Source organism: Pseudomonas sp. JS425 (assembly GCF_018223845.1).
Classification (GTDB): Bacteria; Pseudomonadota; Gammaproteobacteria; order Pseudomonadales; family Pseudomonadaceae; genus Aquipseudomonas; species Aquipseudomonas asiatica.
Genome location: NZ_CP073661.1, coordinates 2,489,811 through 2,515,236 on the forward strand (window position 1 = coordinate 2,489,811; position 25,426 = coordinate 2,515,236).

Below are 25,426 nucleotides of genomic sequence, written 5' to 3' on the forward strand. Positions count from 1 at the left end.
CTCCTACAGGGTGATCAGTTCAGGCGTCCAGCATTCTGTTTCTTGCCACTGCTGACCGTTTCCTGTCCCCGCTCGGTTTTGTCCATTGGCAACTGGTCGAAGTCGCGCAGGCCATCCTTGCGGTACGGGTCGCCGATCCAGCGCGGCGCCACCAAAAACTGCGGGCTCACCAGGCTCTTGGCCGGCTCGTAACGGTCGTAGCTCAGCCCGGCCAGGTCGGACAGGGTATGGATCAGGTGCGAGCTGCTGTAGGGGCGATCGGCCATCGCCTGCAAGTCGCGCGGGTGCTCGGCCTGCCAGCTTGGCGAAGTCCACAGCAAGAACGGGATGGTGTACATCGGCCGGGTCGGCGCGCCTTCGTTGCGCCCCAGGCGGTCGTGGTTGCCAGAGCTGTACACATCTTCGCCATGGTCGGACAGGTACAGCAGGAAACCATTGGGGGAACTGGCCGAGTAACGCTTGATCAGGCTAGACACCACGTAGTCGTTGTAGCGCACCGCGTTGTCGTAGAAGTTGTAGGTTTGCACCTGGTCGTCGGTCAGCTTGCCGGGCACCCCCTGGCGGTCGTTGAAGTGCGCGTAGTCGTTCGGGTAGCGGTAGCGATAGTCCATGTGCGTACCCAGCAGGTGCACGATGATGAACTTGTTTGGCGCCGGGTCCTGCAGTGCCTTCTCGAACGGCGACAGCACCACGTCGTCGTATTGGCTGGCATTCTGGTTGCGCTGGTTGTTCAGGTAGACCGGCGCGTCCGTCTGCTGCGAGAAGGTGGTCAGCATGGTGTTGCGCTTGGTCATGGTCTGCTGGTTGGTGATCCAGAAGGTCTTGTAGCCGGCCTGTTTCATCAGGTTGATCAGCGACGGGTCGGTGAGGAAACGGTCCGGGTTCTGCTCGTCGCCGAAAGTGAGGATCTGCTGCATCACTTCGATGGTATACGGGCGTGGCGACACCACGTTGCGGAACACCGTCAGGCCCTTGTCGCTGGCGGCCAGCGCATCGAGGTTGGGCGTGGTGTCGCGGTTGTAGCCATACAGGTGCATGTGTTCGCGAGTGGTGGATTCGCCCAGCACCAGCACCAGCGTGCGTGGCGCTGCACCGCTGCTGTCTCGCAGGTTCTGCAGGGGCGGTAGCGCGGCGTTCTTGGCCAGCAGCTCTTGCATGTTGTCCAGTTGCTGGCGGTACTGGCGGTAGCCGACCAGCAGTTGCCAGGGCACGGCGGGCTCCATGCGTTGCTGCACTTTCTCCGCCGCGTCGACGAAGCTGCGCTCCTGGGTGACCATCTGCTTGTAGAACGGGTACACCAGGTTGGCCAGCAGCAACAGGGCGACCACCGGCAGGCGGCTGCGCAGTGGCAGGCTGACCGGGCGCACGCGCTTCCACAGCAGCACCGCCCCCAGCGTGTACAACAGCAATGCCAGGCCCAGCCAGGCGCTGAAGTACTGGCTGAAGTACTCACCGGCCTCGGCGGTGTTGGACTCGAACATCACGAAAATGACGCTTTGCGAGAACTCCTGGCGATAGATGCCGAAGTAGCTCAGGCCCACCAGCGAAGCAGCCCACAACACCAGGCCGATGACCGCCGCCGTGGCGCGAGTGAAGCGCGGCAGCAGCAGTACCGGGGCCAGCCACAGGCTGCTGAGGAAGAATGCATCGCGAAAACCGGCGAACCCGGTGGTACCGCTGAACAGCAGCAACGCCTGGGTCACCCCCGAGAAGTACCAGAAGAACAGCAAAAGCCAGCCCAGGCCGGCCCAATCCACGCGCTTGGGCGAGGAGGGGGATGGAGTGTGTGACACGTATGCCTCGTCGTACTTGGCGGCCAGCGGATGTGCTCGTGGCCGGAAAGGGCGTGACGCTAATCTGCCGAGCGTGAAAATAACGTCAACGAGACGCTGGCCCAGGCAAGGTATGATGTATTCAGCCAAACCGGACTGACAGGTCGAGTGAGAATGAACCGTCGCAAGAAGATCAAGCAGCTACTGCAGGCGCACGCCAAGAAGGCCAGTGCCAAGCTGGCGCCGCGCAAGCCCAAGTACATTTGCAAGGCCGACCGTTTGAAGATGGAGGCCGAGGCTGCGGGGGATACCCCCACCTGACTGGCTGACGCGGACCTTGTAGGAGCGGCCTTGTGTCGCGATCGGGCCGCAGAGCGGCCCCCTGGTTCCAGCATTACGGCAACCAATGCTGGGGCTGCTGCGAAGCCCTTTCGCGACACAAGGCCGCTCCCACATCAAGCGTGCCAACTGCGGATCAACGATCAACGGCGATAGTAGCGGTAGTCATCGTTGTAGCGGTGGTGCATGGCCCGCTCATGGCGGTGCTCCCAGTCGCGGCGCCGTTCCCAGTCGCGTCGGCGTTCCCAGTCTCGCCGGCGCTCCCAATCACGGCGGGCCTGCTCGCGGCGCCACTGTTCGCGGCGCCAGTCGCTGCGGTGGTCATGCCGAACTTCTCGCGGCTGTAGGCGATGTCGTTGACGTTCTCGGCCAGGTGGGTGTGCAACGACACCCCGTACTGGCGCGCCAGCACGGCTGCTTCGCGCATCAGGTCGCGGCTGACCGAGAACGGCGAGCAGGGCGCCACCACGATGCGGCGCATCGAGCCGTGGCTGGCGTCGTGATAGTCCTCGATCAGGCGCTGGGATTCCTTGAGGATGTCGGCTTCCTTCTCCACCACCGAATCAGGCGGCAGTCCGCCCTGGCTGCGGCCCACGCTCATGCTGCCGCGCGCGGCGTGGAAGCGCATGCCGATCTCGTCGGCGGCATGGATGCTGTCGTCGAGCTTGCAGCCGTTGGGGTAGATGTACAGGTGGTCGCTGGAGGTGGTGCAGCCGGACAGGATCAGTTCGGCCATGGCGGTCTGGGTCGACACCGCGATCATCTCGGGGGTCAGGCGTGCCCAGATCGGGTACAGGTTGGTCAGCCAGTTGAACAGTTCGCCGTCCTGGGCCGCCGGCACCACGCGGGTGAGGCTCTGGTACATGTGGTGGTGAGTGTTGACCAGGCCCGGGATGACCACCTTGCCGGACATGTCCAGCACCACGTCGGCCTGCTGTGGCAGGGTATCGCTGGGGCCGACCTGACGGATCAGGTTGCCTTCGATGAACATTCCGCCGTTCTTGATCTCGCGGCGTTCGCCGTCCATGGTGACCAGAAGTTCGGCGTTTTTGACCAGTAGCGTTCTTGGAGCATTTGTAGATGACATGGCTTAAGCCTGTCGCAATACGCATCGGCGATTACCGATGTCATAGGCGCATGGCATTGTAAGCAAGGTTTTTGCGGATTGTATACAGGGCTGATGGTCCTGTGCCGGCCTCTTCGCGGGTAAACCCGCTCCCACAGGTACTACACAGAATTCAAGCACTGTGCAGTACCTGTGGGAGCGGGTTTACCCGCGAAGAGGCCAGTACAGGCTACCTCAATGTCAGATCAAGCCGCGCCACGGCTGGCAACACCATCCACCAATCGCGCAATCCCCAGCGGGTTTGCACGTTTCAGCGCCTCCGGCAGCAGCGCATCCGGGTAGTTCTGGAAGCACACCGGGCGCAGGAAGCGGTCGATGGCCAAGGTACCGACCGAAGTGCCTCGGGCATCGGAGGTGGCCGGGTATGGCCCGCCATGCACCATCGCGTCCGATACCTCTACGCCGGTCGGGTAGCCGTTCAGCAGCAGGCGCCCGGCCTTGCGCTCCAGCAGCGGCACCAGCGCAGCAAAGGCACGCAGGTCGTCCGGTTCGGCAATCAGGGTGGCCGTCAGCTGGCCTTGCAGGTGGCGCAGCGCTTCGGCCAGTTGCTGGGCATCGGCCGCTTCCACCACCACGGTGGTCGGGCCGAACACTTCTTCCTGCAGCAGCGGGTCGCTGTCCAGCAGCAGGCTCACGTCCGCCTTGAACAGCTGCGGCTGGGCCTGCTTGCCGGCTTGTGGCTGCCCGGCCAGGTGCTGGATGCCAGGGTGCGCCAGCAGGTGCTGCACACCGCTCTGGTAGCTGCGCAGGGTGCCGGCGTTGAGCATGGTCTGCGGCGCCTGGTCGGCCATGCGCGCCACCAGCGTGTGCACGAAGCGTTCGAACTGCGGCGACTTGATGCCCACCACCAGGCCCGGGTTGGTGCAGAACTGCCCGCAACCCAGCACTACCGAGGCGGCCAGTTCGCCGGCTACCTGCTCGCCACGGGCCTGCAGGGCCTGGGGCAGGACAATTACCGGGTTGATGCTGCTCATTTCGGCGAACACCGGGATCGGCTGCGGGCGCGCAGCCGCCATGTCGCACAGGGCGCGACCACCACGCAGCGACCCGGTGAAGCCGACCGCCTGGATGGCCGGGTGCTTGACCAGTGCTTCACCCACGCCGGCGCCATAGATCATGTTGAACACACCTGCTGGCATGCCGCTGCCGGCCACCGCGCGGTCAATGGCCGCGGCCACGTGGGCAGCGGTCAGCATGTGCCCGCTGTGGGCCTTGAACACCACCGGGCAGCCGGCCGCCAGCGCCGAGGCGGTATCACCGCCGGCGGTGGAGAAGGCCAGCGGGAAGTTGCTGGCACCGAATACGGCCACCGGGCCGACGCCGAAGCGGTACTGGCGCAGGTCCGGGCGTGGCAGCGGGGTGCGCTCGGGCTGCGCACGGTCGATGCGCGCACCGAGGAAATCGCCACGGCGCACCACATCGGCGAACAGGCGCAGCTGGTTGCTGGTGCGGGCACGCTCACCGCGGATGCGTGCCTCGGGTAGAGCGGTTTCGCGCATCACATGCTGGACGAAGTCATCGCCCAGTGCGTCCAGTTCGTTGGCGATGGCGTCGAGGAAGGCGGCGCGCTGTGCCGGGCTGGTGCTACGGTAGGCCGGGTAGGCAGCCTCGGCGGCCTGCACGGCGGCATCGACTTCGTCGCTGGTCGCCTGGTGGAAGGCGTATGGCAGAGGCTCGCCGGTGTGGGCGTCGACGCTGTTCAGCAGCACTTCACCGTTGCCGCTGAGCTGGCCGGCGATGTGGTTCAGGCGATGTTCGATGGACATTTCGTTTCCCGTTGGCAATGACAGTCGATGGGCTGGGACTGTAGGGGGCGAAACGCATGCTGAATAATGATTAATGCGGATCAGGTGATAACAGATCGTTATCGCAACGGCCTTCTTCAAAAGTTTCTATCGTATGCACGGCCCCCTGTAGGAGCGGGTTCACCCGCGAAGCAGGCGACTCGGTGTATGGCACCGGCTTCGCCGGTATTCGCGGGTAAACCCGCTCCCACAGGGACCGCGCAAATGCTCGACAGCGCGTAAGTCACTCTGCCATCTGCAACTCCGGCAGCTTCACCCGGAACGCGCGGGTAAGCCCCAGCAGCACCACAAGGCCCATGCCCATCCAGCACAAACCGATGGTGAACGACAGGCTGGTAAGGCTGCTCCACAGCCACAGCGTGCTGAGAAAGCCCAGGCCGGGAATGGCGCCATACAGCAGGTAGTTGCGACCACCACGCAGCTTCTGGTCGATGAGGTAGTGCTTGACCACGGCCAGGTTCACCGCCGAGAAGGCGAACAGCGCGCCAAAGCTGATCATGTTGGCCACCGTGTCGAGGCTGATCACCAAGGCAATCAGCGACAGCAGGCTGACCAGCAGGATGGCCGTGGCCGGTACGCGCTTTTTCGTCACCAGCTGGCCGAACGCGCGGGGCAACGCACCGTCGCGGCCCATGGCGAACAGCACTCGCGACACGCTGGCCTGGGACACCATGGCCGAGGCGAAGCAGCCGGCCACGTAGGTGGCGGTGAAGGCGGTCACCAGCAGTTCGCCGCCGACCCGGCGCATCACGTCCACCGACGCCGAGTCCGGGTCGGCGAAGCTGCCCCAGTCAGGGAACACCATCTGTGCGCAGTACGACACCACCAGGAACAACATGCCGCCGATCAGCGACACGGCGAGGATCGCCACGGGAATGCGGTAGGTGGGGTTGCTGGTTTCCTCGGCCATGGTCGAGACCGCATCGAAGCCCAGGAACGACAGGCACAGCACGGCGGCGCCGGTCATGATCAACGGCACGCTGAAGCCTTCGTGGTGGAACGGCGCCAGCAGCGACACCGGCTGCGCCTGCCCGCTGAGGTTGTGGATGGACAGGGCGACGAACACGACGATGAACACCAGTTGCACCACCACCAGTATCCAGTTCACCCGGGTGATCGACTCGATGCCGATCAGGTTGAGGAAGGTGACCAGGGCAATGGAGCCCGCCACCCACACCCAGGCGTGGATGGCCGGGAAGTACTCCGACATGTAGATGCCGATCAGCAGGTAGCTGAGCAGCGGCAGGAAGATGTAGTCGAGCAGCAGGGTCCAGCCGGCGATGAAGCCGATGTGGCTGCCGAAGGCCTTGCGGGTGTAGGTGTAGACCGAGCCGGAGTAGGGGTGGGCCTGGACCATGCGGCCGTAGCTGTAGGCGGTCAGCAGCATGGCGGCGAGGGTCAGCAGGTAGGCGATGGGCAGGTGCCCCTTGGTCATCTGGGTGACCAGCCCATAGGTGGTGAATACTGCAAGTGGGACCATGTAGGCCAGGCCGAACAGCACCAGGGCGGGCAGCCCCATGGACTTGCGGAAACGGCCGTTACTGGCGGTGGGTTGCGACGGGCTATGTGCAGGGCTTTGGGCTGTACTTGTTGTTGTATGCATTGCTAACTCCTGGAAAGGGATGCAGGACGCCGCGGTATGCGAGCGGGCTCGATACCGGTGGGTGTTGTGCAAGGAGGTCGAGCGGGTGGCTCGCAGCGCTGGGGCGGGTTGATGCTCCCACACCCCACCGGTACCCGGAATCACCCTTTGGGGTGAGCCGGCAGGGGGCTTTGCCTGCTCACCCCAAAGGGTGATTTCGGTGTTTGCAGTGCCATGGGAGTATCTGGCCAACGACGCACCGCACTGGCGGCGGTGCCTTTACTTGAGACGGCAGACCCACAGTGACTGATCAATTGCTTTCGCAACAGTGGTTCGAGCACCAGGCCAAGGTCACCGAGGCAATCGGCCGACCGGGCTTTGCCGCCACCCTGTTTGCTGCGCTTGGCGTGATCCGGCCGATCCAGGCGACCACGGTGTACCTGTACCCGCACGACGGCATGCCCAGCGCGCTGTTCGAGCAGGACGACAAGGCGCCCTGGCAGCCCGAGGGCAATGTCAGCCGCTACCTGTCCGGCTTCTATCTGCTCGACCCGTTCTACGGCGCCTGTGTGGAGCAGGTCGAGTCCGGTTGCTACGGCCTGTTCGAAGTGGCGCCCGACCACTTCGAGGTCAGCGAGTACTACCAGTCGTTCTACCGGCACTCGCACCTGGAGGATGAGCTCAACTACATCCTGCAGGTCGCGCCCGGGCAGAGCCTGGCAGTATCGCTGGCGTTCACCGACAAGCTCGATGGGCAAACCCGTGCGTTGTTCGCGCGTATCACGCCCTGGGTGCTGGCGGTGCTCGGCAAGCATTTCGCCGGGCTGGACAGCCGCGCCGGGCGCTTCGAGAACATCCTCGAGCAGCGCATCCACGCGGCGCTGAACAACTTCGGCAGCTCGCTGCTGACCGAGCGTGAATGCCGTATCGCCCAGTTGATCCTGCGTGGCCACTCGACCAAGTCGCTGGCCGAGCGCCTGGGGGTGTCGGAGGACACCATCAAGTCACACCGCAAGAACGTCTACGCCAAGCTCGACATCGGCACCCAGTCCGAGCTGTTCTCCCTGTTCATCGACGCGCTGGCCAATGCCCAGGGCGTGCTGGGCAAGGACCCGCTGGAAAGCTACATGGGCAAGCTGCGCTGAGCGCAAGCCACCCTGCAACCCCACCGCAAAGGAAAACCAACAATGAATGCGCCTTTCGCCCCGCAACGCCAGACCCGTGACTACCAGGCAGCCGATGCCGCGCACCACATCCATGCCTTCCTCGACCAGAAGGCGCTGAACGCCGAAGGGCCACGAGTGATCGTCGGTGGCGAACGCCTGCACCTGTGGGACAGCGAGGGCAAGCGCTACCTGGACGGCATGTCCGGCCTGTGGTGCACCCAGCTCGGCTACGGCCGCCGCGACCTGACAGCCGCAGCTGCCACGCAGATGGACCAGTTGGCCTACTACAACATGTTCTTCCACACCACCCACCCGGCGGTGATCGAACTGTCCGAGCTGCTGTTCAGCCTGTTGCCGGGGCACTACAGCCACGCGATCTACACCAACTCCGGCTCCGAGGCCAACGAGGTGCTGATCCGTACCGTGCGCCGCTACTGGCAGGTGGTCGGCCAGCCGAACAAGAAGATCATGATCGGCCGCTGGAACGGTTACCACGGCTCGACCCTGGCGGCCACGGCGCTGGGTGGCATGAAGTTCATGCACGAAATGGGCGGGTTGATCCCGGATGTGGCGCACATCGATGAGCCGTACTGGTACGCCGAGGGCGGCGAGCTGACCCCGGCCGAGTTCGGCCGCCGCTGCGCGCTGCAGCTGGAGGAGAAGATCCTCGAACTGGGGGCCGAGAACGTCGCCGGCTTTATCGCCGAGCCGTTCCAGGGCGCGGGCGGCATGATCTTCCCGCCGGAAAGCTACTGGCCCGAGATCCAGCGCATCTGCCGCCAGTACGACGTGCTGCTGTGCGCCGATGAAGTGATCGGCGGCTTTGGCCGCACTGGTGAATGGTTCGCCCACGAGTACTTCGGCTTCGAGCCCGACACCCTGTCCATCGCCAAGGGCCTGACCAGCGGCTATGTGCCCATGGGTGGCCTGGTGCTGAGCAAGCGCATTGCCGAGGCGCTGGTGGAGCGGGGCGGGGTGTTCGCCCACGGCCTGACCTATTCCGGCCACCCGGTGGCGGCGGCGGTGGCCATCGCCAACCTGAAGGCGCTGCGTGACGAAGGCATCGTGCGCCAGGTGAAGGAAGACACCGGGCCGTACCTGCAACGCATCCTGCGCGAGGTGTTCGCCGACCACCCGTTGATCGGCCAGGTGCAGGGTGCCGGGTTGGTGGCGGCGCTGCAGTTCGCCGAGCACAAGCCGACGCGCAAGCGCTTTGCCAACGAGAACGACCTGGCCTGGCAGTGCCGCACCTTCGGTTTCGAGGAAGGGGTGATCATTCGCTCCACCCTGGGCCGGATGATCATGGCGCCGGCACTGATCGCCAACCACAGCGAGCTGGATGAGCTGGTAGAGAAGACCCGCATTGCCGTGGACCGCACGGCGCGCCTGGTCGGCAAGCTCTAAAAACCTGTGAGCGCTCCGCAGCCCCTGTGGGAGCGGGTTCACCCGCGAAGAATGCGACGCTGTGCATCGCACCGGCTTCGCCGGTGTTCGCGGCGGTTCGACGCCTCGATGAACCCGCTCCCCCAGCGCTGTATCGACACTGCACCTTACGAGCAACAGAGAGACCGCCACGACGGTCGCCTGGAGTACAAATGTACACCCTCGAATTCTGGCAACAACGTGCCTCGGACCTCTACCTCCCGGCCAATGCACTGATCGACGGCAAGCCCGTCAACGCACAGGACGGCGCCACCTTCGCCGCCATCAACCCCGCCACCAACAAGGTATTGGCCCAGGTCACCGCCTGCGGTCAGGCCGAGGTCGACCTGGCCGTCGCCAGCGCCCGCAGGGCTTTCGAGCAAGGCCCATGGCCGCGCATGGCCCCGGGTGAGCGCAAGAAAGTGCTGCTGCGCCTGGCCGAGCTGATCCTGGCCCATCGCGAAGAACTGGCCCTGCTCGACTCGCTGAACATGGGCAAGCCGGTCATGGACGCCTACAACATCGACGTGCCGGGCTCGGCGCAGGTGTTCGCCTGGTACGGTGAGGCGCTGGACAAGCTGTACGACCAGGTGGCACCCACCGCGCCCAATGCGTTGGCCACCATCACCCGCGAAGCCCTCGGCGTGGTCGCCGCCGTGGTGCCGTGGAACTTCCCGCTCGACATGGCCGCCTGGAAGCTCGCCCCGGCGCTGGCTGCCGGCAACAGCGTGGTGCTCAAGCCCGCCGAGCAATCACCGTTCTCGGCGCTGCGCCTGGCCCAGCTGGCGCTGCAGGCCGGTGTGCCGGAAGGTGTGCTGAACGTGGTGCCGGGCCTGGGCGAGCAGGCTGGGCAGGCACTGGGCCTGCACCCGGACGTGGACTGCCTGGTGTTCACCGGCTCCACCCAGGTGGGCAAGTACTTCATGCAGTATTCGGCCCAGTCCAACCTCAAGCAGGTATGGCTGGAGTGCGGCGGCAAGAGCCCCAACCTGGTGTTCGAAAACTGCCAGGACCTGGACCTGGCTGCGGAAAAGGCGGCATTCGGCATCTTCTTCAACCAGGGCGAAGTGTGCTCGGCCAACTCGCGGCTGTACGTGCAGCGCTCCATCCATGACGAGTTCATCGAGCGCCTGCAGGCCAAGGCCCGCCAGTGGCTGCCAGGCAACCCGCTGGACCCGGCGAGCCGTGCCGGTGCAATTGTCGATGCCGGTCAGGCTGGCCGGATCCAAGCCGCCATCGCCCGCGCCGGGCAGGATGGTGCGCGGTTGGTGTGCGGTGGTCGGCGGCTGACTATCGATGGTTCGGACAATTATATCGAGCCGACCATTTTTGCCGGTGTCGATGGCCGTATGAGCCTGGCGCGGGAAGAGGTATTCGGGCCGGTGCTGGCGGTCAGTGCCTTCGACAGTGAAGAGCAGGCCGTGCGCCTGGCCAACGACAGCATCTATGGGCTGGCGGCGTCGGTGTGGAGCGATGACTTCAACCAGGTGCACCGCGTGGCACGGGCGTTGAAGGCCGGCACCGTGTCGGTGAACACGGTCGATGCGCTGGATGTGACGGTGCCGTTCGGCGGTGGCAGGCAGTCCGGGTTTGGCCGCGACCTGTCGCTGCACTCGTTCGACAAGTATTCACAGCTCAAGACCACCTGGTACCAGTTGCGCGCCTGATACATCCGATCTTGCACCGCGTCGCCTGTTTCGCGGGCTCGCCCGCTCCCACAGGTACTGCACTGGCTCCGGTGCTGCGCGGTCCCTGTGGGAGCGGGCAAGCCCGCGAAGCAGGCGACGCGGTACCCGGATCATTCATGGCGTTCCGTTAATTTTCCTTGCCAACCCGGCAGAAAGCTCGGGTCCGCTCTACACTGCTGCCAAGATGGGGCAGGGCTATGTGCCGCCACGCCCCCCGTCTCGCTGCCTGCGAATGGCTTCTGCCTGCATGATCGTCCTGGCTGCCCCGTCAAACCGACATACATGGAGTACCTGAGATGGGCTGCGTGTCGAATGGTCGTGCTGCTGGCAACGCCGGACGTGGCATTTCACTGCAGTGGCTGGTGGCACTCGCCATCGTGCTGGGCATGTTGCTGCTCGGCGCCGCCCTGGCCTGGCAGGGCTATCACGGCATTCGCCAGACCCTGGTGGCAGCAGCAGGTGACTCCGCCCAGCAAATTGGCAAGACCATCGACGAGCGCGCCCGGCGCCTGATCGACCCCGTGCACAGCAGCATCCGCCTGCTCGCCCACAACCCGGCCGCGCAAACCCCGGCTCAGCGCCTGGAGCGCTTGCCGCAACTGGTCGAGACGCTGGACGCCAACCGCATGCTAAGTGCTGCCTACATCGGTTATCCCAGTGGTGAGTTCCTGCTGGTGCGCCGCTTGCGCGACCCGCAGATGCTGCAGCGTTTCGCCGCACCGCCGGGCACGGCATTTCTGGTTCAAAGCGTCAGTCGTGAGGGCGGGGCGGTGCAGGGTGAATGGCGGTTCTACGACCGCTCGCTGAACCTGCTGCAGGCCCAGGCCAAGCCTGAATACCGCTACGATCCGCGCACGCGCCCATGGTTTGTCGAAGCCAGTGCCCAGCCCACCACCGTGCTGACCCACCCCTATGTGTTCTTCACCACCCGCGAGATCGGCCTGACCATGGCCCAGCGCAGCCTCGACGGCGGGGCGGTGATCGGCATGGACGTTTCGGTCGACGACCTGGCCAGTGAGACTCAGGGCCTGCGCATGACCCCCGGCACCGAGATCGTCGTGATCGACGACCAGGGCAGCGTGGTGGCCTACCCGGACCTGCAGCGGGTAATCGTGCACGAAGGGCAGGCCGTGCGCTTGTCGCGCATCGCCGAACTGGGCATTCCCAGCCTGGAGCACCTTTACGCCGACCTGCCGCAAGGCACCCGGCCGCAGCCTTATCAGGTGGACGGGCAGACCTGGTATGGCATGCGTGTGCAACTGACCAACCTGGCCGGGCAGGACCTGCAGGTGCTGATTGCCGTGCCAGGCCATGAGTTGCTGGCCGGTGCACGCAAGGTACTGCTCGAACAGTTGCTCTGGACCGCTGCCCTGATTAGCGTGCTGCTGGTGCTGGGTGGTGTGCTTGGCCGGCGTATCGGCCGCCCGTTGCGGTTGCTGGCTGAACAGGTACAAGGCCTGGCCGGCTTTGATTTCAGCCGCGAAGTCGGGGTGCGCTCGCGGGTATCCGAAGTGCGCGAGCTGAGCCGCGTGCTTAGCCGCATGTCCGGCACCATCCGCAGCTTTCAGGCGATTACCCTCACACTCAGCAGCGAGCGCGACCTGGAACGCATGCTCGACGGTGTGTTGACCCATCTGGTGGAAGCCGCCGGGGGCAGTGCCGGCGTGGTTTACCTGTTCGATGCCGAACACGCCTTGCTGCGCCTGGCCGCTGCCTGCCATGGCGAGCAGTACCCTGGCGAGCTGGCCGTGGATGAAACTGCCCAGCAGCACCTGGCCACGGCAGTGAGCCAGGCCCTCGGCCTGCATGAGGGCACCCTGGCCTTGGTGCTGAATGACCGCAGCCAGGCGCTGCTGGGCATATTGATCCTGCAACTGGGCGATGGACATGTACACGAGCAGGCAGGCCAGCCGTTGCGCAGCTTTGTCGCGGAACTGTCCGGGGTGGCGGCGGTGGCGATCGAGACGCGCCAGCTGGCCGAAGCCCAGCAACGCCTGCTGGATGCCATGATCAAGTTGCTGGCCGATGCCATCGATGCCAAGAGCCCCTATACCGGTGGCCATTGCGAGCGGGTGCCACAACTGGCGCAGATGCTGCTGGACCAGGCGGTGGCGGCTGAAACCGGCCCGTACGCCAGTTTCAACATGACCGCGTCTGAACGCTACGAATTCCACGTCGCGGCCTGGCTGCACGACTGTGGCAAGGTCACCAGCCCCGAGTATGTGGTGGACAAGGCGACCAAGCTGGAAACCTTGTACAACCGTATCCACGAGGTACGCATGCGTTTCGAGGTGCTCTGGCGGGATGCCGAGCTGGCCTATTGGCAAGGCCTGGCCAGCGGTGGCGACCAGCAGGCGCTGCAAGCCACCCTGGTGCGCAGCCAGGCGCAGCTGCAGGACGACTTCGCCTTCGTCGCCCAGGCCAACATCGGCGGCGAGTTCATGCAGGACGCCGACATCGAGCGCCTGCAGCAGATTGGCCAGCGCCTTTGGCAGCGCCATTTCGACAACCGCCTGGGCATCTCCCGTGATGAGCTGGAGCGCTTTGCCGACGTGCCTCCACCTGCGCTACCGGTTGACGAGCCACTGCTGGCCGACCGCCCCGAGCATTGCGTACCCTGGGGCCCCCGCAAGCCGCCGGTGGCCAAGGACGACCCGCGCAACCGCTGGGGCTTCGACATGCGCCTGCCGGCCTGTGCCAGCAATTACGGCGAGCTGTACAACCTGGCGATCCGCCGCGGCACGCTGAATGACGAGGAACGCTTCAAGATCAACGAACACATCGTGCAGACCATCATCATGCTCAGTTCCTTGCCGTTCCCTCGCCAGCTCAAGCGGGTTCCGGACATCGCTGGCAACCACCACGAGAAAATGGACGGCAGCGGCTACCCGCGCAGGCTGGGCAAGCAGGACCTGGGCATTGCCGAGCGGGTGATGGCCATTGCCGACATCTTCGAGGCGCTTACCGCGGCCGACCGGCCCTACAAGGCGCCGAAGACCTTGTCCGAGTCGGTGAAGATCCTGGTGGGCATGGCCCGCGGCGGGCACATCGACGGCCAGTTGCTGGAGCTGTTCCTCAGCAGTGGGGTGTACCGCCAGTATGCCGAGCGGTTCCTGCGTGCCGAGCAGATCGACGAGGTGGACGTGGCGTACTGGCTGGGGCAGATGCGTTGCCCGGCTTGAGCGAAAAATCAGACTCAGCCCCTTCCTTGTAGGCCAATGGGCCCAGCACTTTGCAGTAAGGCTTTATTGAAGTGTCGCCAGGGCTGGCCTCTTCGCGGGTAAACCCGCTCCTACAGGATCCTGTAGGAGCGGGTTCACCCGCGAAAGGGCCGGCTCAGGCACTCGAGATGTTTCAGCACTCCCACAGGGCACAGCCATCAGTGACCCGCTCACCTCATTCATACCCCTGCGCCTCGGCAATATGCCGCCCGGCCACATAGCCAAAGGTCAGCGCCGGGCCCAGGTTGATACCACCCGACGGATACCAGCCGCCAAACACGCTGGCCATGTCGGTACCCGCCGCATACAGGCCAGCAATCGGCTGCCCAGCTTCATCCAGCACCCGGGCATTCCCGTCGGTGCGCAGCCCGGCAAAGGTGCCAAAGCAGCCGGGCTGCACCTTCACTGCATAGAACGGACCATGTTCGATAGGCGCCACGCAAGGGTTTGGCCCCTTGTGCTGCGGGTCACCCTGCTTGCGGTTGAACGGTGTGGAACCTCGGCCGAACGCCGGGTCCTGACCGTTGCGGGCATGGTTGTTGAAGTCGCTGACCGTGGCGCGCAACCCTACCGGGTCGATGCCGCAGGCCTGGGCCAACTGCTCGAGGGTGGCAGCCCGCTTGAGATAGCCGCTACGCACGTGCGGCCACACCGGCAGTGGCGCCGGGCGGGCGTGGCCCAGGCCGTAGCGGCGCAGGAAACGGTGGTCGCAGACCAGCCACGAACACACCTCTTCGCCCTGAGGCACCGCCGCGATCATCGCTGACACGTAGTCGTAGTAGCCATGCGCTTCGTTGACGAAACGCTTGCCGTTGGCCAGCACGCCGATGATGCCCGGTTTGCCACGTTCGATGATGTGCGGGAAATGGCCGACGCTGCCGTCGCGGTGCGGCACTCGCGAAACCGGCGCCCAGGCCACCGGCGACTTCAGGTCGGTAGCGACCACACCGCCGGCCGACTCGCCCAGGCGCAGGCCGTCACCCGAACAACCCTTGGGGGGCAGGGCCAGGTTGTCATGGCCACTGGCATCGCGCGGGAACAGTTGCTGGCGGCGGGCGTTGTCGTTGGGGAAGCCACCCGCCGCAAGCACCACGGCCTTGGCACGGATCAGTTGCTCGCCCAGCGGTGTAGCCACCAGCGCGCCCCGCACCTGGCCATCCTCGACCAGCAGGCGTTTGGCCGGCGCCGATTCCTGCAGGCGCACGCCCAGGTCTTGTGCCGACCTGGCCAGGCGGGCCACCAGCGCCACGCCGTTGACCAGGTGCATCGCCCGGCCATACCGGGCCAGGTGGTACAGGTGGCGGCCAAAGCGTTTGCACACGTGCAGCAAGGCCTTGGGCGAGCGGGTCATGTTGAGGAACGCGGCAAGGTCGGCACCCGCCATTATCGGCATGCCCATGAACGAGGTTTCGCGCATGGTCTTGCGCAGGCGTGGCAGCAGCGCACCCACCTCGCGGGCGTCATAGGGCGCGGCAATCACCTGGTGCCCGCCCTGGGCCGCGCCCGGTGTGTCGCCATGCATGTCGGGGATGCCGTTGCCGTCGGCAAACTGCAGCGCCGTGTGCTTTTCGAAAAACGCCACCATGTGCGGGCAGGCTTCGAGGAAGGCGTCGACGCGTTCGGCGTTGTAATACGCCCCCAGTTCATTGCGCAGGTAGGTACGCGGCTGCTCGATGTCTTCCTCGATGCCGGCCCGGCGTGCCAGCGGGTTGCGCGGCACCCAGGCCCAACCACCGGACCAGGCGGTGGCGCCGCCGAACACTGGCTCCTTCTCAACCACGATCACCTTCTGCCCATGCCAGGCCGCCGTCACGGCCGCAGCCAGCCCGGCGGCACCAGAACCTATGACCAGCACATCGCATTCGGTTTCGTAGGGAGCGGAAGGCATTGCGGGATTCCTGTATTGTTATTGGAACAAGGTTCCACATTCTTATTGGCAGCGAATCGGCCCGCAAGGGTATGGCGGCCCTTCCGGGCAAGTAATGGGCGATAACCGGACAGTTCGTGCAGCCCTTGCTGCGGCGGCTATCGGCGGTGTGGAATCATCTTCTAGAATTCGCAGAAATTTCAGGGACCTGTGTCATGGCTGGTAGTCAGATCGAACGCGCCTTCAGTCTTGTAGAAAGCCTTACCGGTGAGCCGCAAGGGCTGCCGTTGCAAACCCTGGCCGAGCGCCTGGATATCCCCAAGAGCGCCACCCATCGCATGCTCACCGAACTGGTGCGGCTGGGCTATGTGCGGCAGAACCGGGATAACAGCCGCTACCAGCTGTCGGCCAAGCTGGTGGCGCTGGGCTTCCGCTACCTGGCCAGCAGCGGTGCCGACATCATTCAGCCGATTCTCGACCGCCTGGCCCAGGACAGCGGCGAACTGGTGCGTCTGGGCGTGATCGACGGTGCCCGCCAGACCTGGATCGCCAAGTCCCAGGGTGCCCGCTCCGGGCTGCGCTATGACCCGGACATGGGCCGCGACGCGCCGCTGTTTTACACCGCGTCCGGGCATGCCTGGCTGGCCAGCCTGGACGATGAGCAGGCGCTGCAGATGGTGTTGCGCCAGGGTATTGCCGACCCGGCGCAGTTCGGCCCGAATGCGCCGCGCTCCACCGACGAGTTGCTCAGCTACCTGCGCCGCGCTCGCGAGCGCGGCTATGCCTGGGTCGAGGAAACCTCGGCCATTGGCACCTCGGCCCTGGCTGCGGTGGTGCGCCGCCCGCAAAGTGACGAGGTGATCGGTGTGCTGAGCATTGCCGGGCCCAGTGCGCGCCTGGCGCAAAGCCGCCTGGCAGAACTGGCGCCGCTGTTGCTGGCGGCGGCAGAGGAACTATCGGCGGCCAGCCGGGCCAGTGAGTTGTTCGCCTGAAGGTGCATTTCCGGTCGATTACCGCACACTCTGTCCTGCGGCTTCTTCTTAAAAGATGAACCTGGTTCTAAATTGTCGAATGTGGATTGTGGAATCAGATTCCGGAATCCGCATGACAACAATGACAAGAGGACAGGCTGTTGAACGCACCCCTTCGTATTGCCTTGATCGGCGCCGGCAGCATGGGCCGCCAGCATTACCAGCATTTGCTGAATGTGCCGCAGGCCCAGCTGTGCGCTGTGGCCGACCCGGGCCCGCAGGCCGAGGCCTTTGCCGCCGAATGCGGCGTGCCCTGTTTTGCCGACCACCGCCAGATGCTGGAGCACGCGCGCCCCGAGGCAGTGATCGTCGCCAACCCGAACAACCTGCATGTCGCCACCGCCCTGGACTGCGTCGAGGCCGGTGTACCGGTGCTGGTCGAAAAACCGGTGGGCGTGCACCTGGATGAAGTCCGCGCGCTGGTGGAAGCCTCGCGCCGCCACGATGTGCCGGTGCTGGTCGGCCATCATCGCCGGCACAACCCGCTGATCGCCAAGGCTCACCAGGTGATTGCCGACGGCAAGCTGGGCCGATTGATCAACGTCACCGCGCTGTGGCAGTTGCAAAAGCCCGACAGCTATTTCGACACCCCCTGGCGCCGCGAGCCGGGCGCTGGCTTCCTGCTGACCAACCTGATCCATGACCTCGACCTGCTGCGCCACCTGTGCGGCGAGGTGGTACAGGTGCAGGCATTCACCCGCAACGATGTGCGCGGTTTTGCCAACGAGGACAGCGCCGCGGTGCTACTGCAGTTCGCCAATGGAGCATTGGGCAGCCTGACTGGCTCCGACGCGGTGGCCGCGCCGTGGAGCTGGGAGCTGGACTCCGGCGAAAGCCCGGTCTACCCGCGCCAGGATGGCCAGCCGTGCTACCTCCTGGCCGGCACCCAGGGGGCGCTGAGCATTCCGCAACTCAAGCGCTGGCACTACGCCGAGGCCGGGTCGGGCTGGCACACGCCGTTGTTGCAGAGCGAGGAAAGCATCCCCGCCGGCGAGGCATTGACCTTGCAGTTGCAACACTTCGTACGGGTTGCCCGGGGTGAACAGGCGCCGCTGATCGATGCCGCCGATGGTGGCCGTACCCTGGCGCTGATCGAGGCGATCCGCCAGGCAGCGGAAACTGGCCGGGCCTGTGTGCCCGAGCACATTGCTTGAATTGTCGGGTGACGATAATGACTGATCGAATTTTCTCTCTGGCAGCGCTGACGGTACTCGAGCTGTCCCCGCCGGACATGGTCGAGGCAGCAGCCCGCGCCGGTTACAGCCACGTTGGCCTGCGCCTGGTGCCCGCCACCGAGCAGGAGCAGCATTTCCCGCTGGTGGCCGATGCCGGCCTGCGCCGGCAGACCCAGGCGCGCCTGCGCGACACGGGCATCAAGGTGCTCGACCTGGAGATCCTGAGGCTGAAGCCGGAAACCTGTGTCGCCGATTTCGAGCCGATCCTGGCGGTGGGCGCCGAGCTGGGCGGCACGGAGCTGCTGGTGGCTGGCAACGACCCGGATGAAGCGCGGCTGACCGAGCGCTTTGCTGCGTTGTGTGACCTGGCGGTGGGGTATGGCATCCATCCGCATCTGGAGTTCATGCCCTGGACTGATGTGCGTGATCTGCGCCAGGCCATGCGGGTGGTGGCCAACGCTGACCGTGCCAATGGCTGTGTGCTGGTGGATGCCTTCCACTTCAACCGCTCCGGTTCTTCGCTGGACGATCTGGCGCAACTGGCACCGCAGCGCATGCGCTATGCCCAGCTGTGCGACGTTGCCGGCCCGGTGCCGGCCGAGATGGAAGAGATCCTGCGTCAGGCACGCAACGAGCGGCGCTTCCCGGGCGAGGGCGATGCCGATCTGGTCGGCCTGCTGCGCGGCTTGCCGCCAAATGTGCCGTTGAGCCTGGAGATCCCCACACGGCAGTTGCTGGAACAGGGCATGAGCGGCGAACAGCGTGCGCGCATGGCGCTGGAGAAGGCCATGGCAGTGTTGGCCAGAGTCTGATTGATAGAGCGCGGCGCATGGCACGGGCTACCGCCCGTGTTCGCGGGCACGCCCGCTCCCACGGGTACAGCGCATGGCTTGAGCCCTGTGAAGCCCTTGTGGGAGCGGCTTTAGCCGCGAACACCGGCGCAGCCGGTGCCAGGCACCGCGTTGGATTCTTCGCGGCTGAAGCCGCTCCCACAGGTACAGCGCATGTCTTGACTCAGGCGCGACCCCACACAGTGCGTTCATCGGACTGATCAAAAAAAGGGCCCGCAAGGGCCCCTAGAGGAAAATGGTCAGCGCGTTCAGGCGCTCTCGATCTTGCGCGGCGCCATGAAGTACATCCACACCAGCGCCAGGAAGTACATCGCCGGGATCATGGTGAACAACACGGCATAGTTGTTATTGGTAGCGGTCAGCACGCTACCGACGATCTGCGTCATGAACATCCCGCCAATCGCAGCGCACATGCTGCCGAAACCGAACACGGTACTCACCAGGTGCTTGGGCGTGTAGTCCATCACCAAGCTCCAGATATTCGCCGTCCATGCCTGATGCGCACCCACCGCCAGCGAGATGGCCGCCACCGCGACCCACAGGCCACTGGCGTTGGCGGCAAAGGTGACGCTGACCATGGTGCAGGCGAAGATCAGCATCGACACCAGCCGCGCGGTGGTCGCGCGCACGCCACGGCCGATCAGCCAGGAAGACAGGATGCCGCCGCCGATGCTGCCGAAGTCCGCCGTCAGCCAGATGATGATCAGCGGGATGCCCATCTGGGTCACGTTGATGCCCAGGCTGTATTGCTGGTTGAGGAACGGTGGCAGCCAGTACAGGTAGAACCAGAACACCGGTGCGGTAATCGCGTAGGCCACCGCGAAGGCCCAGGTGCCACGCAGGCGCAGGATACGGCTGAACGGCACGCGGGTTGGCTCGGGCTCGTCATCCTGCTGGATGTACTCCACCTCGCTCTGGCGCACGCGCGGGTGATCTTCAGGGTTGTAGTACTTCAACACCCACAGCACCACCCACACCAGGCCCAGGCTGCCCATGGCGATGAACGCGGCCTGCCAGCCCCACACGGCCAGAATCATCGGCAGCAGGGCCGGTGTGACCATGGCGCCGACGTTGGTGCCGGCATTGAACAGGCCGGTGGCGATGGCCCGCTCGCCAGCCGGGAACCACAAGCGCACGGTCTTCACGCAGGCCGGGTAGTTGGCGGCCTCGGTCAGGCCGAGGATGAAGCGGCACACCATGAAGCCAGCGGCCGAGGTGGCCAGGCCGTGAGCGCCGGTGGCCAGGCTCCACAGCAGCACGGCGAAGAAGAACGCGCGCTTCACCCCGACCTTGTCGATCAGCCGGCCCTGCAGCAGGAAGCCGACCGCGTAGCCGACCTGAAACCAGAAGTTGATGTTGGCGTAGTCCATCGCCGTCCAGCTCATTTCCTTGGCCAGTACGGGCTGCATGATGCCGAGCGCGGCACGGTCGATGTAGTTCAGGGTGGTGGCGAAGAACACTAGGGCGAGCATGCCCCAACGGGTCTTGCCGACGCCGAAGGCGCCGCGAAGCTTGTCGCCGATCGAACCCTGGGGCATCCGGGGGGCGGCGGGGGTGATCTTGGAGTGGTTCATAAACTGCTCGATTCTTGAAATTGTATTCAGCTGTGGTGCTGCGAGTACGTGACCAGTTCCCAGGCAGGGGGCACGCAAGGCCGGTGCATGGTGAGCAGTGAAGGCGGCAGCGTCAATTAAGGGGAGGGGCTAGTGTTCGGTTACCGAACGGTTGCGTTGGGCCTGCGGGCGAGGCAAGGGGCAACGTGAATTCAGGTGGTCAAGGTACTCAACGCTCTACCAGCCAGATAACCGAATGTCATCCCCGGCCCCAGTGTGATACCGCCACTCGGGTAGTGCCCGCCCATCACGCTGTGCATGTCGTTGCCCACCGCATACAGCCCGGGGATCGGCCGCGCATTGCGGTCTAGTACCCGGGCCGAGGCATCCGTGCCCAGGCCGGCGAAGGTACCCAGGCTGCCTGGCAACAGTTTCACTGCGTGGAACGGCCCGTGCAGCAGTGGCCGCAGCGACGGATTGGGGGCTTGCGACGGCTCGCCCTGCGCCCGGTTGTAGGCCGATACACCGCGCCGGAAAAGCGGATCTTCACCCTGGGCTGCATGGCGGTTGAAGCCGTCCACCGTGCGCTGCAACTGCTCGACGTCGATCCCGCAGCGCTGCGCCAGTTCCTCCAGCGTGCGACCGCTGTGCAGGTAACCGCAGCGTTGATAGTGACGGGTGGGGAAAGGGAAGGGCTTGGCCCAGCCGATACCATAGCGACGTTGCGCGGCATGGTCGCAGATCAGCCAGGCTTCCGGCGCTTCACCCTTTGGCGTGGCGGCGAACAGTGCGTTCATGAAGTCGTGGTAGCAATCGGCCTCGTTGACGAAGCGCCGGCCATCGCGGCGCACGGCGATGAAGCCGGGTTTGGCGCGATCGACCAAGTGCGGGAAATGGCCGAAACTGCCATCGCTGCGCGGCACCCGCGACACAGGTACCCAGGCACCCGCATGGGCCGTGGTCGCCTGGACCAGGCCACCGGCCTGTTCGCCCAGGTGCAGGCCGTCGCCGCTGTTTTCCCTGGGGGCTGCGGAGTAATGCCGGGTACCGTCCGGCGCATGCGGCATCAGTTGCGCGATGCGCTGGCGATCATGCGCAAAGCCACCGCAGGCCAGCACCACACTGCGGCGGGCGTGGATCATCTGACCGTCGGCAAACTGTGCGCCGCTGACCCGGCCTTCGCCCAGCAGGCGGCTGGCCGGCTTGTCGGTCAGTAGCGTCACGCCAAGGTCCAAGGCGCTGCGCAGCAGCCGTGCCACCAGGGCGTTGCCATTGACCAGTTGCAGGCCGCGGCGGTGCAGCAGCAGATCGCGGCAATGGCGCAGCAGGCGTTTGCCCACATGCAGCGCGGCCGTGGGCGAGCGTGTGGCGTTGAAGAAGGCGGCCATGTCGGCGCCGCCGGCAATGCCCATGCCGGCCAGGCTGACGATGTCCAGCGGTGGGCGCAGCTTGTGCAGCCAGGGCCCGAGCAGGCGCCCGTCGTATGGCAGGGCGCACAGCGAACGACCACCGCGCGTGCTGCCATCGCCCTCGCGCATGTCGGGCATGCGGCTGCCGCACTGGAACTGCACGGCGGTGTGTTGCTGGAAGAACGCCACCATCTCCGGGCCATAATGCAGGAAGGCGCGCTGGCGCGGGTCCAGTTCGCTGACGTGGGTTTGCCCGCGCAGGTAGCGCTCCGGGGCATCGTCGGTCTCGACGATGCCTTCTGCAATGGCCAGCGGGTTGCGCGGTATCCACAGCCAGCCCCCCGACCAGGCACTGGTGCCGCCCAGTTGGCTGGCTTTTTCCGCGACGATCACCTGCTGGCCGTGATGGGCGGCAGTAACGGCGGCAGCCAGGCCAGAGGCACCGGAGCCGATGACGAGTACGTCACATTCGAGGGGTTGCATCGTGGGGTTCCGCTCAGGCATTGGAGGAAGGTTTTAGTTTTACTGCAGCGGCGAAAAGCCGGTGGGCCGCAGCATTCGCGACTGCAAGCGCAGCACCGCGCCCAGCTCGCGATTGCGCCTTGAGAACTCTGCCCAACGGGGGTCCGCTGCCATGGCTGCGCGGCGTGCCATGCGTTCGTCGAGGCTGGCATAGCCCCAGATATGCACCACCTGGTTGACCTCGCCGAACTCGCTGGTGAAAAAGCCGACCAGGTTACCGAGATGCTCGCTTTGCACCTCCAGCGCGTGGCTTTGGTACAGGCTCAGCCAGTCGGCCATTTTCAGTGGGTCCAGGGTGTAGGTTCTCAGTTCGTAGTACATGCTGGGGTCTCCATTTGGGTGGTTGGCGCCTGCAGGCGCGCGGCGATGTGGTTGGCAGCGAGCCAGCCGAAGGTGAGGGCGGGGCCCAAGGTGATGCCGGGGCCGGGGTAGGTGCCTTTCATCAGTGAGTTCATGTCGTTGCCCACTGCATAAAGCCCGGCAATCGGCTGGCCATCGCGGTTCAGCACGTTGGCCTGGGCGTTGGTCACCAGGCCGCGGGCTGAGCCAAGGTCGCCGGTGTGGATGCGGATGGCGTAGAACGGGCCGCTGGTCAGCGGCGCCAGGCATGGGTTGGGCGTGTGTTGCGGGTCGCCCATGTAGCGGTTGTAGCTGTTGCCGCCTTTGCCGAACGCGCGGTCGATGCCGTTGCGGGCGTCGGCGTTGAACTGCTCCAGGGTCTGCATGAATACCTGTGGGTCGACACCAATGGTCTTGGCCAGTGCCTGCGCTGTTGCGGCGCGGTGCAGGTAGCCGGCATGGATCAACGCCTGGTTGTCCACCGGCTTTGGCCGCGCGAGGCCCAGGCCGTAGCGGTTCATCGCTTCGGCATCGCAGACCAGCCAGCAGCTGGCGATGCCTTTGGCGAACATGGTCTGCACGAAGTGGTGGTAGGAATCGGACTCGTTGACGAAGCGTCGCCCGTCCGGGCCCACCGCGATCACCCCCGGCTTGGCGCGGTCGGTGACCAGGTGCGGGAAGCGCTCACGCTCGCCACTGACATGGCGCAGTTCCGAAACCGGTGCCCAGAAGAAGTTGGCCACCAGACCCTCACCCTGGGCAGCGGCCACGGCTTGGCCAAGGCGCAGGGCAGCGCCGTCATTGCTGGGCGGTGACATGGTCAGGTGCGGCGCCTGCCGGGCCGGCCGGTAGCTGTCGGCCAGCGCGCCTGCAGCGAACCCGCCCATGGCGCACACCACACCGCCCCGGGCCAGCACCCGTTCACGGCGCCCTTCGCGTTGCACCACCACGCCGGTGACCACGCCGCGTTCGACGATCAGCTCCAGGGCTTCGCTGCGCAACCACAGCTGGGTGCCATGGGCGAAGGCGCTGCTGGCCAGGCGGGCGATCAAGGCGTTGCCGGTGGTAAGGCGGGTGCCACGCGGATGATGCAGGCGGTCCCGCGCGTAACGCGCCATCAGCTTGAGGCAATGCCAAAGCGACCGGGGCGAGCGGCGAATACTGAGAAAGTGCTGGATATCCACGCGGTTGACCATCATGCCGCCGAACAGCAACATGCCGGGCGGCGGCATCTGCAGGTCCTTGAAGTGCGGGCCGAGCTGCCTGCCGTCGTACTCGACCATCTCCAGCGCCCGGCCAAACTGGGTGGCACCGGGGGCGTCCGGGTAGTAGTCCGGCGAATGCGGGCGCAGGGCGTAGCGCAGTTCGGTGTTCTGCTCCAGCCAGCGCAGCGCCTGGTGGCCATGCTCGATGAAGGCGTCGACCAGCGCGGGGTCATAGCCGTCGCCGATGACCTGCCTGAGGTAGGTGCGAATGGCCTCGGGGGAATCCACCGCACCAGCGGCGCGGGCTTGATCAGTACCATAGAGCCACACCGCCCCACCGGAAATTGCCGAGGTACCGCCAAAGTGCTCGGCCTTTTCCACCACCAGCACTTTCAGCCCCCGGCGGGCGGCGGTGGCGGCAGCGGTAAGGCCACCGGCGCCGCTGCCCAGCACGACCAGGTCAAAGTTGTGTTGCGCATGTTCATGTGTCGGCATGGCTTCAGATCTCCAGCGGCGTGACGCCCATGAAGGCGCCCAGGTGGCCGAGTTGGGCGAAGGCCATTTCCGGGCCGGTCTGGACCGCGCAGCCAACCTGGCGTGCCCGGTTCAGCAGCGGGGTGATCTCGGGCGAGGTGACCACATCGGCGACCAGGGTTTCGGGTTGCAAGGTGGCGAGCAGGGCGGCAGGCAGTGGCAGCTCCGCGCTACCGCCCATGCCGACAGGGGAGGCGTTGACCAGCAGGTCGAAGCCTTCCAGCCCGTCGACCCGGGTGGCGATTTCGACCGTGGGGAAGGCATTGCCGAGCAGCTCGCACACAGCGCCCATGCGCGCTGTGCTGGGGTCGCTGAGGGTGACGCTGGCGATGCCGGCCTCGCCCAGTGCATAGGCAATGGCACTGCCGACCCCGCCGCAACCGATTACCAACGCACGCTTGCCGGCCGGCTCGAAGCCATGTTTGCGCGCAGCACCGAGGAAGCCGGCGCCGTCCACGTTGTCGCCCAGCAGTCGCCCGTCACGCTCTCGGCGAATCACATTGACCGAGCCCAGCGCGGCTGCGCGCTCGCTCAGGCTATCAAGGCGGCTGGCCAGGGCCTGCTTGTACGGCACGGTGACCACGCAACCGCGCAGGTTCTGCCAGCCACGCAGAGTGCCGGCAAAGGTATTCAGCGCGGTCTCCTGCAGGTCGATGGGCAGCATGGCGAGGTTGCAGTTGTTGTTGGCGAACCAGGTGTTGAAGTTTTCGGGGGACTTCACCTGGGCAATGGGCGAACCGACGATGGCGACCAGTTCAGTCGAACCACGAATCATGCTGACCTCCTTATTGGCGTTGTTATGCAGGCCAAGGGTGAGGC

At 65.4% G+C, this 25,426-nt stretch carries 17 protein-coding genes and 1 pseudogene; 8 read left to right on the forward strand and 10 right to left on the reverse strand.

The annotated features are described in order from the left end of the window. Positions 1 to 14: 14 nt before the first annotated feature. Positions 15 to 1,793: a phosphoethanolamine transferase CptA gene (locus KDB76_RS11400; protein WP_080708146.1), complete on the reverse strand. Its 1,779-nt coding sequence runs from the start codon at positions 1,791 to 1,793 to the stop codon at positions 15 to 17. A gap of 153 nt (positions 1,794 to 1,946) precedes the next feature. Here KDB76_RS11400 and KDB76_RS11405 point away from each other — a divergent pair, with 153 nt between their 5' ends. Next, a complete protein-coding gene (locus tag KDB76_RS11405) occupies positions 1,947 to 2,093 on the forward strand; it encodes a DUF2986 domain-containing protein (protein WP_023662626.1) in 147 nt (48 codons plus the stop codon). 337 nt (positions 2,094 to 2,430) lie between these two features. On the opposite strand, the pseudogene KDB76_RS11410 reads toward KDB76_RS11405, so the two are convergent. From KDB76_RS11410 to KDB76_RS11420, 3 genes and pseudogenes are all read right to left on the reverse strand, one after another. Then, positions 2,431 to 3,198: pseudogene (locus KDB76_RS11410) on the reverse strand (amidohydrolase family protein); the annotation flags it as partial. Between the two features lie 224 nt (positions 3,199 to 3,422). Beyond that, the gene (locus tag KDB76_RS11415) at positions 3,423 to 5,003 is read right to left on the reverse strand and encodes an aldehyde dehydrogenase (NADP(+)) (RefSeq protein ID WP_038409317.1); all 1,581 of its coding nucleotides are present in this window, start codon (positions 5,001 to 5,003) and stop codon (positions 3,423 to 3,425) included. Positions 5,004 to 5,265: 262 nt separating this feature from the next. Continuing rightward, the gene (locus KDB76_RS11420) at positions 5,266 to 6,645 is read right to left on the reverse strand and encodes an APC family permease (protein WP_023661531.1); all 1,380 of its coding nucleotides are present in this window, start codon (positions 6,643 to 6,645) and stop codon (positions 5,266 to 5,268) included. Positions 6,646 to 6,926: 281 nt separating this feature from the next. On the opposite strand from KDB76_RS11420, the gene KDB76_RS11425 reads away from it, so the two are divergent. The 4 genes from KDB76_RS11425 to KDB76_RS11440 all read left to right on the forward strand — a co-directional run bounded on the left by KDB76_RS11425 (position 6,927) and on the right by KDB76_RS11440 (position 14,082). Next, the gene (locus KDB76_RS11425) at positions 6,927 to 7,769 is read left to right on the forward strand and encodes a helix-turn-helix transcriptional regulator (protein WP_023661532.1); all 843 of its coding nucleotides are present in this window, start codon (positions 6,927 to 6,929) and stop codon (positions 7,767 to 7,769) included. A 42-nt stretch (positions 7,770 to 7,811) separates the two neighbouring features. Then, the gene (locus tag KDB76_RS11430; RefSeq protein WP_038409318.1) at positions 7,812 to 9,194 is read left to right on the forward strand and encodes an aspartate aminotransferase family protein; all 1,383 of its coding nucleotides are present in this window, start codon (positions 7,812 to 7,814) and stop codon (positions 9,192 to 9,194) included. A 191-nt stretch (positions 9,195 to 9,385) separates the two neighbouring features. Further along, entirely contained in the window at positions 9,386 to 10,879 is a 1,494-nt protein-coding gene (locus tag KDB76_RS11435) for an aldehyde dehydrogenase (RefSeq protein ID WP_013972100.1), read from the forward strand. A gap of 317 nt (positions 10,880 to 11,196) precedes the next feature. Further along, entirely contained in the window at positions 11,197 to 14,082 is a 2,886-nt protein-coding gene (locus KDB76_RS11440) for an HD domain-containing phosphohydrolase (RefSeq protein WP_038409320.1), read from the forward strand. A 214-nt stretch (positions 14,083 to 14,296) separates the two neighbouring features. On the opposite strand, the gene KDB76_RS11445 is transcribed toward KDB76_RS11440, so the two are convergent. Next, positions 14,297 to 16,009, reverse strand: a complete 1,713-nt coding sequence (locus KDB76_RS11445) for an FAD-dependent oxidoreductase (protein ID WP_038409321.1) — start codon at positions 16,007 to 16,009, stop codon at positions 14,297 to 14,299. Positions 16,010 to 16,203: 194 nt separating this feature from the next. Here KDB76_RS11445 and KDB76_RS11450 point away from each other — a divergent pair, with 194 nt between their 5' ends. The 3 genes from KDB76_RS11450 to KDB76_RS11460 all read left to right on the forward strand — a co-directional run bounded on the left by KDB76_RS11450 (position 16,204) and on the right by KDB76_RS11460 (position 19,006). Continuing rightward, positions 16,204 to 16,980, forward strand: coding sequence for an IclR family transcriptional regulator (locus tag KDB76_RS11450; RefSeq protein ID WP_023662480.1), 777 nt, complete (start codon positions 16,204 to 16,206; stop codon positions 16,978 to 16,980). Between the two features lie 140 nt (positions 16,981 to 17,120). Beyond that, positions 17,121 to 18,173, forward strand: a complete 1,053-nt coding sequence (locus tag KDB76_RS11455) for a Gfo/Idh/MocA family oxidoreductase (protein ID WP_023662479.1) — start codon at positions 17,121 to 17,123, stop codon at positions 18,171 to 18,173. 17 nt (positions 18,174 to 18,190) lie between these two features. Then, positions 18,191 to 19,006 (forward strand): sugar phosphate isomerase/epimerase, encoded by an 816-nt coding sequence (locus KDB76_RS11460; RefSeq protein WP_023662478.1) that lies wholly within the window; start codon positions 18,191 to 18,193, stop codon positions 19,004 to 19,006. 287 nt (positions 19,007 to 19,293) lie between these two features. Here the strand turns inward: KDB76_RS11460 and KDB76_RS11465 are convergent, their stop codons facing one another. The 5 genes from KDB76_RS11465 to KDB76_RS11485 all read right to left on the reverse strand — a co-directional run bounded on the left by KDB76_RS11465 (position 19,294) and on the right by KDB76_RS11485 (position 25,382). Beyond that, positions 19,294 to 20,619 (reverse strand): MFS transporter, encoded by a 1,326-nt coding sequence (locus KDB76_RS11465; RefSeq protein WP_015269991.1) that lies wholly within the window; start codon positions 20,617 to 20,619, stop codon positions 19,294 to 19,296. Between the two features lie 191 nt (positions 20,620 to 20,810). After that, the gene (locus KDB76_RS11470) at positions 20,811 to 22,490 is read right to left on the reverse strand and encodes an FAD-dependent oxidoreductase (protein WP_038409322.1); all 1,680 of its coding nucleotides are present in this window, start codon (positions 22,488 to 22,490) and stop codon (positions 20,811 to 20,813) included. A 39-nt stretch (positions 22,491 to 22,529) separates the two neighbouring features. Beyond that, positions 22,530 to 22,850: an NIPSNAP family protein gene (locus tag KDB76_RS11475; RefSeq protein ID WP_013972108.1), complete on the reverse strand. Its 321-nt coding sequence runs from the start codon at positions 22,848 to 22,850 to the stop codon at positions 22,530 to 22,532. Next, positions 22,835 to 24,568 (reverse strand): FAD-dependent oxidoreductase, encoded by a 1,734-nt coding sequence (locus KDB76_RS11480; RefSeq protein WP_013972109.1) that lies wholly within the window; start codon positions 24,566 to 24,568, stop codon positions 22,835 to 22,837. Before KDB76_RS11480 ends, KDB76_RS11475 begins: the two co-directional genes overlap by 16 nt. 4 nt (positions 24,569 to 24,572) lie before the next feature. Beyond that, complete coding sequence (locus tag KDB76_RS11485; protein ID WP_024086799.1) at positions 24,573 to 25,382, reverse strand: shikimate dehydrogenase; 810 nt, start codon at positions 25,380 to 25,382, stop codon at positions 24,573 to 24,575. Positions 25,383 to 25,426: the final 44 nt, after the last annotated feature.

Bases quoted from the DNA above. Each gene is read 5' to 3' on its own strand.
- KDB76_RS11480 (WP_013972109.1), bottom strand. From the start codon at position 24,568: ATGCCGACACATGAACATGCGCAACACAACTTTGACCTGGTCGTGCTG.
- KDB76_RS11415 (WP_038409317.1), bottom strand. From the start codon at position 5,003: ATGTCCATCGAACATCGCCTGAACCACATCGCCGGCCAGCTCAGCGGC.
- KDB76_RS11470 (WP_038409322.1), bottom strand. From the start codon at position 22,490: ATGCAACCCCTCGAATGTGACGTACTCGTCATCGGCTCCGGTGCCTCT.
- KDB76_RS11465 (WP_015269991.1), bottom strand. From the start codon at position 20,619: ATGAACCACTCCAAGATCACCCCCGCCGCCCCCCGGATGCCCCAGGGT.
- KDB76_RS11405 (WP_023662626.1), top strand. From the start codon at position 1,947: ATGAACCGTCGCAAGAAGATCAAGCAGCTACTGCAGGCGCACGCCAAG.
- KDB76_RS11460 (WP_023662478.1), top strand. From the start codon at position 18,191: ATGACTGATCGAATTTTCTCTCTGGCAGCGCTGACGGTACTCGAGCTG.
- KDB76_RS11485 (WP_024086799.1), bottom strand. From the start codon at position 25,382: ATGATTCGTGGTTCGACTGAACTGGTCGCCATCGTCGGTTCGCCCATT.
- KDB76_RS11475 (WP_013972108.1), bottom strand. From the start codon at position 22,850: ATGTACTACGAACTGAGAACCTACACCCTGGACCCACTGAAAATGGCC.
- KDB76_RS11440 (WP_038409320.1), top strand. From the start codon at position 11,197: ATGGGCTGCGTGTCGAATGGTCGTGCTGCTGGCAACGCCGGACGTGGC.
- KDB76_RS11450 (WP_023662480.1), top strand. From the start codon at position 16,204: ATGGCTGGTAGTCAGATCGAACGCGCCTTCAGTCTTGTAGAAAGCCTT.
- KDB76_RS11445 (WP_038409321.1), bottom strand. From the start codon at position 16,009: ATGCCTTCCGCTCCCTACGAAACCGAATGCGATGTGCTGGTCATAGGT.
- KDB76_RS11420 (WP_023661531.1), bottom strand. From the start codon at position 6,645: ATGCATACAACAACAAGTACAGCCCAAAGCCCTGCACATAGCCCGTCG.
- KDB76_RS11435 (WP_013972100.1), top strand. From the start codon at position 9,386: ATGTACACCCTCGAATTCTGGCAACAACGTGCCTCGGACCTCTACCTC.
- KDB76_RS11430 (WP_038409318.1), top strand. From the start codon at position 7,812: ATGAATGCGCCTTTCGCCCCGCAACGCCAGACCCGTGACTACCAGGCA.